We start from the raw sequence: 16,002 nt of genomic DNA on the forward strand, positions 1-16,002 counted from the left end.
GGAAGTGCCATGTCCAATATCAGATTGTTTCATGTCAATGCGTTCAGTCGGCAGCCCCTTGGTGGCAACCCCGCAGTGGTTGTATTGGGACCCGCCCTGCCGGATGCCAGCCAGCTGGCGATGGCGGCCGAGTTCAACCTCTCCGAGACAGCCTTTCTGGTACAACTTGGCAGAGCCCATTATCAGTTGCGCTGGTTCACGCCGAAAGTCGAGGTTGATCTCTGCGGTCATGGCACCTTGGCGGCTGCTCATGTGTTGTGGCAGACAGGGGCGGTAGCTGCACACGAGACTATCCGCTTCGAGACCCGTAGTGGTGAGCTGCTGGCCCAGCGCGAAGATGAGTGGATTTGGCTCGATTTTCCACGTATCGCATTGGCTCCACTGACTCTGGACCTAGCCTATGCTGCCGCGCTCGGCTGCCAGCCACGACAGACCCTGGCGGTCGGGGCCAAGTTCTTGCTGGAACTGGCAAGTGAAGAGGAGATCCGTACGCTTTCGCCTGATTTTCATGCTCTGCGCGCCCTGCCGGGACGGGGGGTGATAGTGACGGCGCCCTCAAACGACCCGAACCATGACTTTGTCTCCCGCTATTTCGCCCCTTGGGTGGGCGTCGATGAGGATCCGGTTACTGGTTCCAACCACTGCGCTCTGGTGCCCTTCTGGGCCGAACGGCTTGGTAAACGGCAACTGCGGGCCCGTCAGATTTCGGCCCGTGGTGGTGAGTTGCGGCTTGAACTGCAGGAGGCGCGGGTACTGATGGCCGGTCTGGCCGTCACCTTGTGGCAGGGAGAGTGGCTGCTACCGCCAGCCTCATAAGCGGTAAGCATTCGTCAATTGTTGTGAGCATTATAAAAAAACGCCCCGCAGTCGCGGGGCGTTTTTATGGGCTATCACGCTCGGGATTGACCCAAGGGATTTAGCTGGCTTCTGTGGGCCTTACTTCTGCGGACGCAGGGCCGGGAACAGAATGACGTCACGGATGGTGTGGCTGTTGGTGAACAGCATTACCAGACGGTCGATACCGATACCCTGACCGGCAGTCGGCGGCAGGCCGTGTTCCAGTGCGGTGACGAAGTCTGCGTCGTAGAACATGGCTTCGTCGTCGCCAGCTTCTTTCTGATCAACCTGATCCTGGAAGCGCTTGGCCTGGTCTTCTGCATCGTTCAGCTCGGAGAAGCCGTTGGCCAGCTCGCGGCCACCGATGAAGAATTCGAAGCGGTCGGTTACGTCCGGGTTCACGTCGTTGCGGCGAGCCAGCGGAGAAACGGCGGCCGGGTACTCGGTGATGAAGGTCGGTTGCAGCAGCATGTGCTCCACAGTCTCTTCGAAGATCGCGGTGATCACGTGGCCCAGTTCCCATCCCTTCATCAGCTCGATGTGCAGACGCTTGGCAACGGCCTTGGCGCTCTCGAGGGTAGCCAGATCGTCCAGGGTTACATCCGGGTTGAACTTCAGGATGGACTCGACCATGGTGAGGCGCTGGAACGGCTGACCGAAATCGATGGTCAGGCCCTCTTCGCCCTCTTTGGCGTAACGGATCTTGGTGTCGCCCAGGATGTCCTGCGCCAAGGTGCGCAGCAGCTCTTCGGTCAGGTCCATCAGATCGATGTAGTCGGCGTAGGCCATGTAGAACTCGATCATGGTGAACTCGGGGTTGTGACGAACCGAGATACCTTCGTTACGGAAGTTGCGGTTGATCTCGTAGACACGCTCGAAGCCACCGACCACCAGACGCTTCAGATAGAGCTCCGGAGCGATACGCAGGTACATGTCGATGTCCAGCGCATTGTGGTGAGTGACGAACGGACGCGCGGAGGCACCACCCGGGATGACTTGCATCATCGGGGTTTCCACTTCCATGAAGCGCTTTTCGTTGAAGAACTTGCGGATACCGGCAACCACCTGGGTGCGGATCATGAAGGTCTTGCGGGACTCTTCGTTGGCGATCAGATCCAGGTAGCGCTGGCGGCAGCGGGCTTCCTGGTCGGTCAGGCCTTTGTGCTTCTCGGGCAGCGGACGCAGCGCCTTGGTCAGCAGGCGGATATCGGAAACGTGAACGGAGAGCTCACCGGTCTGGGTCTTGAACAGGGTACCTTCGACACCCACGATGTCGCCCAGATCCCACTTCTTGAACTGCTCGTTGTAGAAACCTTCCGGCAGGTCGTCACGGGTGACGTAGACCTGGATCTTGCCGGCCATGTCCTGCAGGGTGGCGAAAGAAGCCTTGCCCATGATCCGGCGGGTCATGATGCGACCGGCAATCTTCACCCGTTTACCCAGGCTCGTCAGCTCCTCGGCGCTTTTGTCGTCGAACTCTGCGTGCAGATCGCCAGAGAGGCTGTCGCGACGGAAGTCGTTGGGGAAAGGATTACCCTGGGCGCGCAGGGCGGCCAGCTTGGAACGACGCTCGGTCATCTCGTTGTTGAGTTCGAGAGTTTGGTCGACTTCCGGAGTGATGGTTTGTTCAGACATGGTGATTCCTGCTTGTTTACAGACCTGATTTCAGGCTGGCTTCGATAAACTTGTCCAAGTCACCGTCGAGCACCGATTGGGTATTACGGGTTTCGACGCCGGTGCGCAGATCCTTGATACGGGAGTCATCCAGCACATAGGAACGGATCTGGCTGCCCCAACCGATATCAGACTTGGTCTCTTCCAGGGCTTGTTTCTCAGCGTTCTGCTTCTGAATTTCCAGCTCGTAGAGCTTGGCTTTCAGCTGCTTCATACACTGGTCTTTGTTTTTGTGCTGGGAACGGTCGTTCTGGCACTGTACCACGACACCGGTCGGAACGTGGGTAATACGCACTGCGGATTCGGTTCGGTTAACGTGCTGACCACCGGCACCGGAGGCGCGGTAGACGTCGATCCGCAGATCCGCCGGGTTGATCTCGATATCGATATCGTCATCGATCTCGGGGTAGACGAACACAGAACAGAAGGAGGTGTGACGGCGGCCACCGGAATCGAACGGAGACTTGCGAACCAGACGGTGAACGCCGGTTTCGGTACGCAGCCAGCCGAACGCATATTCGCCGGTGAACTTGATGGTGGCGGACTTGATACCAGCCACGTCGCCTTCGGAGCATTCAATCAGCTCGGGCTTGTAACCGTGGGCATCGCCCCAGCGCAGGTACATGCGCAGTACCATGTTGGCCCAATCCTGCGCTTCGGTACCACCGGAGCCGGACTGGATGTCGATATAGCAGTCGGAGCCGTCGTGCTGACCGGAGAACATGCGGCGGAACTCGAGATCCACCAGCTTGGCTTCCAGCTGTTCGGATTCGGCGATGGCTTCGTTGAAGGTCTCTTCGTCTTCCCCTTCCACGGCCAGGCTCACCAGCATCTCGACGTCATCCACGCCCTGGGTCAGGGTGTCGATGGTGCCGACCACGTTTTCCAGCGCTACGCGCTCTTTGCCCAGCGCCTGTGCGCGCTCGGGTTCATTCCATACGTCCGGCTGTTCCAGCTCGGCGTTGACCTCTTCTAGACGCTCTTTCTTGGCGTCATAGTCAAAGGTACCCCCTAAGAAGCTCGGTCCGCTCAGACAGCTCCTTAAGTTTATTTAATACGGGATTAACTTCGAACATCGTGAAAACTCTCAGGGTCGATGTGATTTAAAAACGGGATATTCTAGCCAATTGTGGAAGGAATAAACAGGGTTGCCTTGGCTTGTGCGGCTCATGCCGTCAATTTCTGGTGCACTTTTCTCCACCTCGGTAGAAAATATCGCCCGCCGACCCATTTTCAGGTTCAGTTTTGGCCATTCGGGTCGCTAATGACTACGTGTAGTGTTGTGCAATTTAGGGAAAAACCCGCTCCTCACCTCAATAAGAAGAACACATGATGAAAAACCTGTCACTCAAGCAGAAGATACTGTTGTCAGTGGTGATCGCCCTTTCGTTGGTGATTTTGTTGCTCTCCTGGCAGAGCTATAGCAGCCAGAAGTCCCTGTTGCTGCAAGGCAGCCAGGAGCAGTTGCAACGGCTGGGTACCCAGCAGGCCGAGCGAGTCAGCGACTGGCTCGCCGCCCGTCGCGACGTGATCCAGGCGCTCGGCAACAAGGCCAGTGCCGAACCCCTCAATGCCTTGCAACAGGCACAAGTTTCCGGCCGTTTCCAGCTCACCTATTTCGGTGAGAGCAGCGGCAAGATGAATGACTCAGATCCTTCCATCAACCGCGATGGCTACGACCCGCGCTCTCGTGGCTGGTATCAGGAGGCGATGAGCAAAGGTGGCCTGATTGTCACCAAACCCTATCTCGACGTGGCTTACAACATCATGGTGGTGACCCTGGCCCAGCCGGTTTCTGGCGGGGTCGTCGGTGGTGACCTCTCCATCGCCTCGCTGGTGGAAGACGTGACCAAGATGCAGCTGCCTGCCGACGGTTTCGCCATCATGATGCACAAGGATGGCACCATCATCGCCTACAAGGATGCTGCCAAGGCGATGAAACCGGCCAGCGAGATCGACAATGATCTGACCAATGCTCTGATCGAGCAGAGCAAGGCGAGCAAGGATCTGGTGTCGGCCTATTTCGACAACGAAGGTCGCGACAAGCTGCTGTGGGCGGTTGATATCCCCGACACAGACTGGGAACTGGTACTGGTGCTGGACAAGGCCGCGCTGGAAGCGCCGCTCTCCTCCCTGCTGATGACCCAGCTGGGGATGGCGCTACTGGTGCTGGTGGGTAGCATCCTCGCTATCTCCTGGCTGGTCAGCATGCTGCTTGGCCCGCTCACCAAGGTCTCCCAGGCGTTGGCCCGCATTGCCGATGGTAACGGTGATCTGACCCAGCGTATCAAGATCGACGCCAACGACGAAGTGGGCCAACTGGCCAACAGCTTCAACCGTTTCGTCGGCAGCCAGCATCAGCTGATCGGCAATATCCGTCAGCTGGCCAACGAGTTGAACGCCGATGCCGAGCGCAGTCTGGTGACCAACCAGGCCGCGGTGGACGAGTTGCAGCGTCAGCAGCAGGAGGTGACCATGGTCGCCACGGCGGTCACCGAGATGGCGAGCGCCACCATGGAGATCGCCGGCAACGCCGAGAACACCGCCGCCGCTGCCCAGCAATCTGCCCAGAGCAGTGAGCAGGGCAAGATGCTGGTCAACAAGACCCGCCAGTCCATCAATGGTCTGGCCGAAGAGGTGGGGCAGGCGACCGAGGTGATCGGGGAGCTGAGCCGCCACGCGCAGGCCATCACCAGCATTCTCTCCACCATTCAGGGGATTGCCGAGCAGACCAACCTGCTGGCGTTGAACGCGGCCATTGAAGCGGCCCGTGCTGGTGAGCAGGGTCGTGGTTTTGCGGTGGTGGCTGATGAGGTGCGGGTGCTGTCGCGCCGTACTCAGGACTCCACCCAGCAGATCCAGTCCACCATCGAGACCCTGCAACAGACCACTGCCCGCGCGGTGAGCCTGATGCAGACCAGTCAGGGGCTGGCGGACAACAGTGTGCAGGATGCCGATCAGGCGGTGCGTGCGTTGGAAGAGATCACCAGCGCCATCTCCCTCATCTCCGACATGGCGGGTCAGATCGCCACTGCCGCCGAGGAGCAGACCCAGGTGACTGGCGAGATCACCCAGAACACCACCGCCATCAAGGATGTGAGTGACGAGATCACCGCCGCCGCCATGCGCGATCTGGATCAGGCCCACAGCCTCAAAGGGCGTGCTGCTGACCTGAACCAGCAGGTGTCGACCTTTATCCTGTAAGGTGCACGTCCCGGTCTGTTCCGGCTGACATAAACAAGCCCCGCCCTCTGTCGAGTGCGGGGCTTTTTGTTGTTCGGGGGGAGTGCGGGATGTGGGGATTAAGCTCCGTCCGGGTTGCTCGCGGGTCACCCTGGTACCGGATACGTGCCACGGCTCTGCCTGCGTCAGCTGGCGAGTAGAGAACAAACAAAGAGCCCACCGAAAGGTGGGCTCTGATCATATACGTCTGACGGAAAGGGAATTACAGGAATGGCATCGCCATAAACAGCTTGATCACCATGGCGTTGATGATGTCGATAAAGAAGGCGCCCACCATGGGCACTACCAGAAACGCCAGGTGGGAGGGACCGAAGCGCTGGGTGATGGCCTGCATGTTGGCAATCGCGGTCGGGGTGGCCCCCAGGCCAAAGCCGCAGTGACCTGCCGCCAGTACGGCCGCATCGTAATTTTTGCCCATCACCCGGAAGGTGACGAAGATGGCGTAGAGCGCCATCGCCACTGTCTGGGCGGCCAGCAGAATGAAGATGGGCAGGGCCAGGCTGGCCAGATCCCACAATTTCAGGCTCATCAGTGCCATGGCGAGGAACAGTGACAGGCTGACGTTGCCCAGCAGGGAGACTTCTCGATCGCTCACCTCATGCCAGTTTAGCAGGGTCAGGACGTTGCGCAGCAGCACGCCGACAAACAGCACGCAGACAAAGATCGGCAGCTCGAAGGCGCCCCCTTTGAGGGAAGCAGAGAGCAGCTCGCCGCCCTTGAGGCTGATGGCGATCAATGCCAGCGTCTCGATAACGCTGAAAGTGGTGAGGGGGCGCTCCATATCAGGCATTTCGAAGCCCTGGGGGGCCTCATCCTGATTGTGCTCCTCACCGGGCACCTGCACTTTCTTCACCAGATAGCGGGCGACCGGGCCACCGATCAGGCCGCCCAGCACCAGACCGAAGGTGGCACAGGCGATGGCGAGCTCAGCGGCGGATTGCACGCCGTACTTCTCGGAGAAGGTGGCACTCCAGGCCGCCCCGGTGCCATGGCCGCCGGAGAGAGTGATGGAGCCGGCCAGCAGCCCCATGTGGGGATCCAGACCGAGCAGGGTCGCCAGACCGACACCCAGACTGTTCTGCACCAGCAGCAGGCCGGTGACCACCATCAGGAAGGTAACCACCGCCTTGCCGCCGCGTTTCAGGCTGGCGAGATCGGCGGAGAGACCGATGGAGGCGAAGAAGGCCAGCATCAGCGGGGTTTGCAGGCTGGTATCAAATTGCAGCTCCATCTGCAGGGTGGAGCGCAGCAGCAGCAGTACCAGCGCGACCACCAGGCCGCCGGCTACCGGTTTGGGGATGTTGAAGGTACGCAGCAGCCCGACTCGGGTAACCAACACCCGGCCAAGCAGCAATACCAGAGTGGCAGCGACCAGCGTTGCGTAGGAATCAAGTTGTAACATTCAGTACTCCCATGTTGATTGGCTGTGTCTTTCATAGCAAAAGACTTACAGATTCAGCCGGGATGAAAACAGTGTGGCTCATGCGCCAACAAAGAAGGGGAAACATCTCCCCGCCCCAGGAAAGATGGGGCTTGTGCGGGCCTGAAATGCTCAGGCATCCAGATGAGATTTTAGTAAAATCCGGCGGATTGTAGCAAAAAGCATCGTTTAATTCCATCTTTGTCGTATTAATGCTCGTTTTAGTGGTTTATTGTGACATTTAGCACTATGTAGGTAGAGGGCAGAAAAGCCGAAAAGGGTGCATGGAACGGCTGTCATTTGGGGCGCCAGTCTCTATAATTCGCCGGTTTCCGCTGCACGCAGAGGCGCTGGCGGGCGTTGACATTGTGGTTCACCCCGACATGGTTCATGTTCCGGCGGTGTTCACTTCATCAAGAGGAGAGGGTGTGAAGAAGTCTATCTACATTGCCTACACAGGCGGCACCATTGGGATGCAGCGTTCCGATCACGGCTACGTGCCGATGGCGGGCTTTATGGAAGACTGTCTGGCGCGGATGCCCGAGTTCCACCGCCCCGAGATGCCGGATTACCATATCCACGAATATGCGCCCCTCATCGACTCCTCCGACATGACCCCGGCGGATTGGCAGCGCATCGCCGAGGATATTCGCGACAACTACGAGAAATACGATGGTTTCGTGATCCTGCACGGCACCGACACCATGTCGTTCACCGCCTCGGCGCTCTCCTTCATGCTGGAAGATCTGCACAAGCCGGTCATCATCACCGGCTCCCAGATCCCGTTGGCCGAGTTGCGCTCCGACGGTCAGCAGAATCTGCTCAACGCCCTCTATATCGCGGCCAACTACCCGATCCACGAGGTGACGCTGTTCTTCAACAACCAGCTCTATCGCGGCAACCGCAGCAAGAAGGTGCATGCAGACGGCTTCCACGCCTTCGACTCCCCCAACTATCCGCCGCTGCTCAATGCCGGGATCGCCATCTCGCTGGAGGCGGGCGAGCTGGGCGTGCCCTCCGAGCGGCCGCTGGTGCTGCACGACATCACCCCCCAGCCCATCGGCGTGGTGACCCTCTATCCGGGGATCTCCAGCGAGGTGATCGCCAACATCCTGCAACAGCCGGTGAAGGCGCTGATCCTGCTGTCATTCGGGGTCGGCAATGCGCCGCAAAACCCGGCCATGCTGGCGCTGCTCTCCGAGGCTTCGGCCCGCGGCGTCATCATCGTCAACCTGAGCCAGTGCCTGCACGGCAAGGTCAATATGGGGGGCTATGCCACCGGCAACGCCCTGTCGCGGGCCGGGGTGATCTCGGGCTTTGACATGACCGCCGAAGCTGCGCTCACCAAGCTCCACTTCCTGCTGAGCCAGGATTTGCCCTCCCACCGCATTCGCGAGTTGATGCAGCAGTCCCTGCGCGGGGAGCTGACGCCCTGAGCATTGCGGCCCTCACCCTGACCCTCTCCCGGCGGGAGAGGGAATAGAGCGAGGTGCGGTTGGCCACGAGGCTTGCCATGAAGATCGCCTGCAGGTGGCCCGCTTACTGTCTGCAGGCTGCGAGCCTGCTCCCTTCTCCCCTGGCGGGAGAAGGGCCGGGGATGAGGGGGATGAGTCACCCTGCAGAGAGAGGGAAAAAGAGGGGAGCCATGATGGCTCCCCTCTTTGCTATTTATCGCACTCTTTATCGAACTATGTATTGCTCTCTCGCTATTCGATTGGCCGCCGCGAGACGGGATGGCGAGCGGTCTCAGTGGTTGAGATTGACCCGCACTATCTCCTCTTCAACTGGCTGATTTTCTTCACGAAACAGCCGCTTGAGCTCGCTCTTGCTCTTCATCACGATTTCGCCGTCACGACCTATGTTCATATGTTCGGGATTGTCGAGATGCATCGCCTGCCAGGCCATCACGGCTTGCAGGGAGGTGGCCTTCTGCTCGTCGGTGAGGGGCTTGCCATCGGGCCACTTGCCCAGCTCGACTGCGGTTTTGAGCCGCTCGTACACCTCTTCGGGCATCTGCCTGATTGCTTGCAAAAACTCACCCTGTTGAAACGACATCCGGCCTTCTCCTTGAACTATTGAGCCATAAACTGCGGGATCTGACGGGCCATGCAGGTAGACCCTATCGGGGTCTATGCAGGTAGATCCTGGCGGACTACGCCAGCCATCTGCTCCATCACCCGCACTACCTGACAACTGTACCCGAACTCGTTGTCATACCATACGTAGAGCACACAATGATCCCCCTCGGCGATGGTCGCCTGGGAGTCGACGATGCCCGCATAACGGGAACCTACCATGTCGGAGGAGACCAGCTCGGTACTAGCGCTGAAGTCGATCTGGCGATGGAGGGCCGAGCTTAGCGCCATCTGTTGCAGATAGGCGTTGAGGCTCTCCCGATCGGTGGCCTGCTCCAGCGACAGATTGATAATCGCCAGCGAGACGTTGGGAGTCGGCACCCGGATGGCGTTGCCGGTCAGCTTGCCCTTGAGTTCCGGCAGCGCCTTGGCCACCGCCTTGGCGGCGCCGGTGCTGGTCATCACCATATTGAGAGCTGCGCTGCGACCGCGGCGCTCGCCTTTGTGATAGTTGTCGATGAGGTTCTGATCGTTGGTGTAGGAGTGAACCGTCTCCACGTGGCCGTGGCGGATGCCGTACCGCTCCTGCATCACCTTGAGTACCGGAGTGATGGCATTGGTGGTGCAGGAGGCGGCGGAGATGATCCTGTCATCCGGGCCTATCACCTCATGGTTGACCCCGAACACCACGTTTTTCATCTCCCCTTTGCCGGGGGCGGTCAGCAGCACCTTGGCGGCACCGCGCGCCTTCAAGTGCTCGGAGAGGCCTGCCTCGTCACGCCAGACGCCGGTGTTGTCGACGATCAGCGCATCGTGAATGCCGTAGGCGGTGTAGTCGATGTCGGCCGGGCTATTGGCGTAGATCACCTGAATGAAGGTGCCGTTGGCGATGATGGCACTGCGCTCCACATCTACCTCGATGGAGCCGTTGAAGGGGCCGTGCACCGAGTCGCGGCGCAGCAGGCTGGCGCGTTTTTCCAGATCCCCGTCGCGACCACCGCGTACCACGATGGCGCGCAGGCGCAGCGGATTGGCAGCGCCGGTACGCTCGATCAGCAGGCGGGCCAGCAGGCGGCCGATACGGCCAAAGCCGTAGAGCACCACGTCGGTCGGCTGCGGCATCTGGCTGCGGCCAAGGGCCGGTGCCAGTCGCGCTTGCAGATAGTCCTCGATCCCCGCCTCATCCTGATGATCCTGCCAGTAACCAACCGCCAGCTTGCCAAGGTCAACCTCGGCGGCGGTGGGTTTGAGGGCAACGATGGCCTGAAGCAGGGGGAAGCTTTGCTGGATGGGGAGGGGCGCGCCCTGGTGGCGGCGGACGACCCGGTGGGCCTTGAGGATATCGATGGTGGAGGCGTTTTGCAGCGGGCGGCCGTAGAGGGTGATCTCGACCCCTTGTTGTCGGTAGAGGCGACCAATCAAGGGCTGCATGGCTTCGGCGAGCTCCTGGCTCTCCTGCCACGCTTGCAAGTAGTGCTCGTGGGTCATTGACCAGATCCTTTATTTCACGTTGTTGGTGTAAATAGAAAATTCGTCGAATGCAGATCAGTGTAGGGGTGTATATTTCGTTATATTATTCTGCAATCGCGGCCTTATATGGCGCGCGCATTGTAATGGATATGTAACCGGTTTGCTAGCCGGAGGTGGCCCGTAAAGGCGCCAGTTGTTACCAACCCGCGTTACCAACAAGATGTGAACCATGGCCAATTTCCCCCTGCGACAGACCTTCATCATGCTTTCAGTCGGCCTTGCCGTGGCTGGCTGCAATGACGATCGGATCCACAACATCTGTGGCAATCATCCCGAGCTCTGCCAGGATCTGGTGGACGATGGTTGGTGTCGCTACGAGCGTACCGATGTGATCCGCAGTCGCTTCTATCTCAAGGAGGAGGGGACGGATCGGCGCAAGTACGAGCTGATGCGCAACCTTGAGCGCTATCTCAAATGTGCCGAGCGCTCCACCAGCATTGAATACAAGAATGCCCGCGAGCAGAAGAGTCCACGGGTCGAGGGCATGCTGGCGGCCGGGGATCAGTTGGCCCAGCTCGATGCGGCGACCCGCAATTCACAAGATCCCTACCTGCTGCTCTGGCACTGGACCAACAACACCAACGAGCTGGCTCGCCAGCAGTTTATGGCGCTGGAAGGTACCAAGGCGCTGGATGAACCCGAGCTGCAACTGGCGCTCGGCGGTATCTACGCCAAGAGCGACCCCGAAAAGGCCATCGCCACCCTGCAGCACGGCCTATCCCTCTATCAGGAGGGGGATAAGGTGAACAGCCGCATATTCACCTCCCTCAGCACCCTCTATATGGGCCAGAAACAGTATGGGCTGGCCTATCTGTGGGGCAAGGTGAGCGAGTCGTTTCAGGATGCGCCAGAGATCTCTGCCAAGCGTTTTGGCATCTACCACACCCTGAGCAAGACAGAGCAGGATGGCTACGATGTGCGGGCTGCCGAAATTGTCGAGCAGCTACAGCATGGCAACTACCGGCCCTGATGCAGTGATGACGATGTTCTCCCCGGCCAGCTGCTGGCCCAATCCGTTCGATCTCTCTTTCGTTCATGGCGAGGTACGTACCGATGGCCGTACTCTGGAGCGCCTCACGGTGCGCGCCGTGGTGCCCCGTGGTGACGAGCTGCTGCTGGTGCACTCCCGGGTCAATGGCGATCTGATGTTCCCCGGGGGCGGCATTGAAGCGGGGGAGAGCCACCATGTGGCGCTCGCTCGCGAGCTGCTGGAGGAGTGCGGTGCCGATTTGCGGGAAGTGGGGGGCCTGCTTGGCGAAACCCGTGAATATCGCGCCGCCCGCGAGCCGGGGTTCGATGCCTACTGCATCCGCTCGCTCTACTACTTGTGCCGGATTGGCGATCAGCTGGTGGCGCCCCAGCCGCAGCCCTACGAGATCCGCCTTGGCTTCGTGCCCGGCTGGTTTGCCCTCGACGAGGCGCTGCAGACCAACAAGACCCAGCTGGCGGGGCCCTGTCCCCAGTGGACGGCGCGGGAGACCCGGGTGCTGGCCCAGCTGCAACGCTGGCATCAGCAGGGGATCTTCGACCACGGCTGATGAGTACATCAAGCTGCAACTGTCAGTGATCTCAATTAAAAAGAGCGCCAATAGGCGCTCTTTTTAATTGAGATGGAGGCGGTTATTTGGCCTCTCTGTCGTGCGAGATCATTTGACCTCTTCGCCCTTGGCTTGCAGATCAGCATGGTAGGAAGAGCGAACGAAAGGACCACAGGCGGCGTGGGTAAAGCCCAGCTCCATGGCGACATCTTTCAGCTCGTCAAACTCTGCTGGCGGCACGTAGCGCTTGACCGGCAGGTGGTGGCGGCTCGGCTGCAGATACTGACCCAGGGTCAGCATGTTGACGCCGTGGGCGCGCAGATCCTTGAGCACCTCGACGATCTCTTCGTTGGTCTCGCCAAGGCCCATCATCAGACCGGACTTGGTCGGCACGTGAGGGTGCATCTCCTTGATGCGGCGCAGCAGCTCCAGCGACCACTTGTAGTCGGCGCCCGGGCGGGCGACGCGATACATGCGCGGCGCGGTTTCCAGGTTGTGGTTGAAGACGTCCGGCGGGGTCTCGCGGAACACCTCCAGCGCCTGCTCCATCCGGCCACGGAAATCCGGAGTCAGGATCTCTATGCGGGTCTGCGGGCTGTGCTCGCGGATCTCGCGAATGCAGTCGGCGAAGTGCTGAGCACCGCCGTCGCGCAGATCGTCGCGGTCCACCGAGGTGATCACCACATACTTGAGGTTCATCTCCTTGATGGTCAGCGCCAGCTTCTTCGGCTCCTCCGGATCGAGTGCCAGCGGGCGGCCGTGGGCCACGTCGCAGAAGGGGCAACGGCGGGTGCAGATGGCGCCCATGATCATAAAGGTGGCGGTGCCGTGGTTGAAGCACTCCGCCAGGTTGGGGCAGGAAGCCTCTTCACAGACCGAGTGCAGCTTGTTCTTGCGCAAGGTGCTCTTGATGTGTTCGATCTTCTGGCTGGAGGGGGGCAGCTTGATCCGCATCCAGTCCGGCTTGCGAAGGAGTTCTTCGTTGGGATCCGGCATGAATTTCACCGGGATCAGGGCCATCTTGTCGCCATCGCGCAGCTTGACGCCCGGCTCCATACGAACGGGTTTGCTCATGATTCACTCTCGGTGTTTGTTATTGTTTGATAGCCAATCAGGCGAGCCAGCTCGGCCACCAGAATGGATTGCGCCTCGGCCACGCTTTGCGGGCCGCCCAGAGCGCTGGTCTGGGTCATGGCCATGCCCGCATAGCCGCACGGATTGATGTGCAGGAAGGGGGTCATGTCCATGTTGATGTTGAGGGCCAGCCCGTGGAACGAGCACCCCTTGCGGATGCGCAGACCCAGCGAGGCCAGTTTTGCCTCCATACCAAGGTCATTTTTCACATAAACCCCGGGGGCATCGGCCTTGGCATAGGCCTGGATATCGCTTTTGGCGAGGGTGTTGATGATGGCTGTCTCCAGCGCGGTCACCAGCTCGCGAACCGAGAATTTGCAGCGGCGGACATCCACCAGTACGTAGAGCACCAGCTGGCCCGGGCCGTGATAGGTCACCTGACCGCCGCGATCGCTCTGCACCACCGGGATATTGCCCGGATTGAGCAGGTGTTCGGCCTTGCCGGCCTGGCCCTGGGTGTAGACGGGATCGTGCTCGACTACCCAGAACTCGTCCGGGGTGTCGCTGGTGCGGTTGTCGGTGAAGGCTTTCATGGCGTCCCATACCGGCTGGTAGGGGCGGCGACCCAGCTGCCTGACAATCAGGCTGGACTGGGCGGGGATCTGGGATGACATGGCGTCCTCGCGGCGTGCTGCGGCCAAAAACAGTCGCCCCGCAGAACGGGGCGAGAGAGAAATTACAGTACGTATTTCACCAGCTCGATCTTGCCAAGGGCGTGGTACATCGCTTCGATGTGCTCTTTGCTCTGGGCAGTCACGGTCACGCGGACCGAGTGGTAGTTGCCCTTGGAGCTGGGCTGGACGGTCGGGCTGTAGGTGCCGGGGGCGTGCTGCTGCAGCACTTCAACCACCATTTCCGGCAGTGCCGGGTCGGCAACGCCGAGTACCTTGAACGGGAATTTGCAGGGAAACTCCAGCAGTTCATCAAACTTGGTATTCATTTACTCACCTTTTTCGTCATCACCGGGATGACTTCATCTTGGATGGCTAGTGGCCGATGGCCCGTGGAGGCCGCCATTTCAAGTCTATATGGGCACGGCTCATAACTATATGGGCGCTGCCCGGACCGGGATCAAGGCCAGGATCGGTCAGACAAGGATGGAAGTGCTGCTTTTTACCACAAATCAGGGTGAGGCGGAACCTGCAGTTTACAGGGTTATTCACTGCCTTTGCCGGTCACAGACAGCAGCGGCGCCTGTTGGCGCCGCTGTTTGGTGAGGATTGTGCGTTGGATTACTTGAACCAGCTGGTGACCAGCAGTACCAGATAGTCCCACAGACGGCTCATCAAGCCACCTTCCTGCACCTCTTCCAGGGCAACCAGCGGCACCTGCTTGATCTCTTTGTCGCCCTGTTTCAGGAACACGGTACCGACGCGCTGCCCCTTGGCCAGCGGCGCTTTCAGCTCGCTGTCGAGCTGGAAATCAGCCTTCAGGTTGTTACCCTGACCGCGGGTGACCAGCACGGAGACATCTTTGTCGACGCCCAGTTTCACTTCCGGTTTGTCGCCCATCCAGATCTTCTGGGTAACCAGCTCGGTGCCTGCCTTGTACGGGGTCAGGCTCTGGAAGAAGCGGAAGCCGTAGGTGAGCAGTTTTTTGCTCTCGGCGGCGCGGGAGGCTTCGCTGCTGGCGCCCAGTACCACGGCGATCAGGCGCATGCCTTCGTTGTTGGTGGCAGAGGAGACCAGGTTATAGCCGACCTGACTGACGTGGCCGGTCTTGATGCCATCCACTTGCAGGGATTGATCCCACAGCAGGCGGTTGCGGTTGTGCTGGGTGATGCCGTTGAACACGAAGGATTTCTGGGAGTAGATCTTGTACTCCTCCGGCAGGTCGCGGATCAGCGCCTGACCCAGACGGGCCATATCGTGAGCGGTACTGTAGTGACCTTCCGCATCCAGACCGTGCGGGTTCATGAAGTGGCTGTCGTTCATGCCGAGCTTGGCGGCCCAGCTGTTCATCAGGCTGGCGAAGGAGTCGGTGCTGCCCGCCAGGAACTCGGCCATGGCGACGCAGGCATCGTTGCCGGACTGGATGATGATGCCCTTGTTGAGATCATCGACGGAGACCTGCTTGCCCACCTCGATAAACATCTTGGAAGAGTCGGAGTAGTTCTTGGACCAGGCGTTCTGGCTGATGGTCACCATGTCGGTGCGCTTGATGTTCCCCTTCAGCAGCTCCTGGCCGATGATGTAGGAGGTCATCATCTTGGTCAGACTGGCGGGCGGCAGACGCTCTTCGGCGTTCTGCTCGGCCAGCACCTGACCGGAGTAGTAGTCGATCAGAATATGGGCCTTGGCGGAGATCTCCGGCGCGGCGGGAACCACCATGGGCATGGCATTCGGGGTCGGTGTCGGCACCGGCGTATTGGCCTGGGCGGTTACGCTGATCAGTGAGGCCAGAAGAACTGAACGGGCAAATTTGGACATCTTGAAATTCCTGCGAGCCAGATGGGGATAAAATGCGGGCCTAACTATACCAGATGCGCCCGCAGGTTATAGCCCGAGATGGCGATCAGAACTGGTTTTTTATCCATCACTCCCTGTCATCA

The 16,002-nt window shown here is 59.7% G+C and carries 14 protein-coding genes; 5 read left to right on the forward strand and 9 right to left on the reverse strand.

Going from position 1 to position 16,002, the window contains the following annotated elements:
- Positions 1-9 precede the first annotated feature (9 nt).
- Positions 10-816, forward strand: coding sequence for a PhzF family phenazine biosynthesis protein (locus WBR25_RS04625; RefSeq protein ID WP_167573416.1), 807 nt, complete (start codon positions 10-12; stop codon positions 814-816).
- A 120-nt stretch (positions 817-936) separates the two neighbouring features.
- On the opposite strand, the gene lysS is transcribed toward WBR25_RS04625, so the two are convergent.
- Together lysS and prfB are read right to left on the reverse strand one after the other, a co-directional pair.
- Complete coding sequence (gene lysS, locus WBR25_RS04630; RefSeq protein ID WP_005335201.1) at positions 937-2,472, reverse strand: lysine--tRNA ligase; 1,536 nt, start codon at positions 2,470-2,472, stop codon at positions 937-939.
- Positions 2,473-2,488: 16 nt separating this feature from the next.
- A protein-coding gene (gene prfB, locus WBR25_RS04635) for a peptide chain release factor 2 (RefSeq protein WP_100645262.1) occupies positions 2,489-3,587 on the reverse strand; the annotation gives its coding sequence in 2 pieces (ribosomal slippage) (positions 2,489-3,511 and positions 3,513-3,587; 1,098 coding nt in all).
- A 256-nt stretch (positions 3,588-3,843) separates the two neighbouring features.
- On the opposite strand from prfB, the gene WBR25_RS04640 reads away from it, so the two are divergent.
- The gene (locus WBR25_RS04640; RefSeq protein WP_479749881.1) at positions 3,844-5,715 is read left to right on the forward strand and encodes a methyl-accepting chemotaxis protein; all 1,872 of its coding nucleotides are present in this window, start codon (positions 3,844-3,846) and stop codon (positions 5,713-5,715) included.
- A gap of 241 nt (positions 5,716-5,956) precedes the next feature.
- Here the strand turns inward: WBR25_RS04640 and gltS are convergent, their stop codons facing one another.
- Positions 5,957-7,156, reverse strand: a complete 1,200-nt coding sequence (gene gltS / locus WBR25_RS04645) for a sodium/glutamate symporter (protein ID WP_005348115.1) — start codon at positions 7,154-7,156, stop codon at positions 5,957-5,959.
- Positions 7,157-7,602: 446 nt separating this feature from the next.
- Here gltS and ansA point away from each other — a divergent pair, with 446 nt between their 5' ends.
- A complete protein-coding gene (ansA, locus tag WBR25_RS04650; RefSeq protein ID WP_005335195.1) occupies positions 7,603-8,610 on the forward strand; it encodes an asparaginase in 1,008 nt (335 codons plus the stop codon).
- Positions 8,611-8,920: 310 nt separating this feature from the next.
- Here ansA and WBR25_RS04655 read toward each other — a convergent pair whose 3' ends face one another.
- Entirely contained in the window at positions 8,921-9,229 is a 309-nt protein-coding gene (locus WBR25_RS04655; protein ID WP_479749484.1) for a YeaC family protein, read from the reverse strand.
- A 74-nt stretch (positions 9,230-9,303) separates the two neighbouring features.
- Positions 9,304-10,737 carry a glyceraldehyde-3-phosphate dehydrogenase gene (locus WBR25_RS04660; RefSeq protein WP_479749485.1) on the reverse strand — a complete coding sequence of 478 codons (1,434 nt, stop codon included), beginning with the start codon at positions 10,735-10,737 and terminating at the stop codon, positions 9,304-9,306.
- Between the two features lie 211 nt (positions 10,738-10,948).
- Between WBR25_RS04660 and WBR25_RS04665 the strand changes: the two genes are divergently transcribed.
- A complete protein-coding gene (locus tag WBR25_RS04665; protein WP_139494095.1) occupies positions 10,949-11,749 on the forward strand; it encodes a DUF2989 domain-containing protein in 801 nt (266 codons plus the stop codon).
- A 7-nt stretch (positions 11,750-11,756) separates the two neighbouring features.
- Positions 11,757-12,317: an NUDIX domain-containing protein gene (locus tag WBR25_RS04670; RefSeq protein WP_139494096.1), complete on the forward strand. Its 561-nt coding sequence runs from the start codon at positions 11,757-11,759 to the stop codon at positions 12,315-12,317.
- Between the two features lie 108 nt (positions 12,318-12,425).
- On the opposite strand, the gene lipA is transcribed toward WBR25_RS04670, so the two are convergent.
- The 4 genes from lipA to WBR25_RS04690 all read right to left on the reverse strand — a co-directional run bounded on the left by lipA (position 12,426) and on the right by WBR25_RS04690 (position 15,880).
- Positions 12,426-13,391: a lipoyl synthase gene (gene lipA / locus WBR25_RS04675; RefSeq protein WP_005335190.1), complete on the reverse strand. Its 966-nt coding sequence runs from the start codon at positions 13,389-13,391 to the stop codon at positions 12,426-12,428.
- Complete coding sequence (gene lipB, locus WBR25_RS04680) at positions 13,388-14,065, reverse strand: lipoyl(octanoyl) transferase LipB (RefSeq protein WP_040066806.1); 678 nt, start codon at positions 14,063-14,065, stop codon at positions 13,388-13,390. Before lipB ends, lipA begins: the two co-directional genes overlap by 4 nt.
- 62 nt (positions 14,066-14,127) lie before the next feature.
- Positions 14,128-14,391, reverse strand: a complete 264-nt coding sequence (gene ybeD / locus WBR25_RS04685) for a DUF493 family protein YbeD (protein ID WP_005335178.1) — start codon at positions 14,389-14,391, stop codon at positions 14,128-14,130.
- A 292-nt stretch (positions 14,392-14,683) separates the two neighbouring features.
- Positions 14,684-15,880, reverse strand: a complete 1,197-nt coding sequence (locus WBR25_RS04690; protein ID WP_005335176.1) for a D-alanyl-D-alanine carboxypeptidase family protein — start codon at positions 15,878-15,880, stop codon at positions 14,684-14,686.
- Between the last annotated feature and the right edge of the window lie 122 nt (positions 15,881-16,002).

The organism is Aeromonas sp. MTB (assembly GCF_056632455.1).

Coding starts and splice junctions, on each gene's coding strand:
- WBR25_RS04625 (WP_167573416.1), top strand. CDS start 10: ATGTCCAATATCAGATTGTTTCATGTCAATGCGTTCAGTCGGCAGCCC.
- lysS (WP_005335201.1), bottom strand. CDS start 2,472: ATGTCTGAACAAACCATCACTCCGGAAGTCGACCAAACTCTCGAACTC.
- WBR25_RS04640 (WP_479749881.1), top strand. CDS start 3,844: ATGAAAAACCTGTCACTCAAGCAGAAGATACTGTTGTCAGTGGTGATC.
- gltS (WP_005348115.1), bottom strand. CDS start 7,156: ATGTTACAACTTGATTCCTACGCAACGCTGGTCGCTGCCACTCTGGTA.
- WBR25_RS04655 (WP_479749484.1), bottom strand. CDS start 9,229: ATGTCGTTTCAACAGGGTGAGTTTTTGCAAGCAATCAGGCAGATGCCC.
- WBR25_RS04660 (WP_479749485.1), bottom strand. CDS start 10,737: ATGACCCACGAGCACTACTTGCAAGCGTGGCAGGAGAGCCAGGAGCTC.
- WBR25_RS04665 (WP_139494095.1), top strand. CDS start 10,949: ATGGCCAATTTCCCCCTGCGACAGACCTTCATCATGCTTTCAGTCGGC.
- WBR25_RS04670 (WP_139494096.1), top strand. CDS start 11,757: ATGACGATGTTCTCCCCGGCCAGCTGCTGGCCCAATCCGTTCGATCTC.
- lipA (WP_005335190.1), bottom strand. CDS start 13,391: ATGAGCAAACCCGTTCGTATGGAGCCGGGCGTCAAGCTGCGCGATGGC.
- lipB (WP_040066806.1), bottom strand. CDS start 14,065: ATGTCATCCCAGATCCCCGCCCAGTCCAGCCTGATTGTCAGGCAGCTG.
- ybeD (WP_005335178.1), bottom strand. CDS start 14,391: ATGAATACCAAGTTTGATGAACTGCTGGAGTTTCCCTGCAAATTCCCG.
- WBR25_RS04690 (WP_005335176.1), bottom strand. CDS start 15,880: ATGTCCAAATTTGCCCGTTCAGTTCTTCTGGCCTCACTGATCAGCGTA.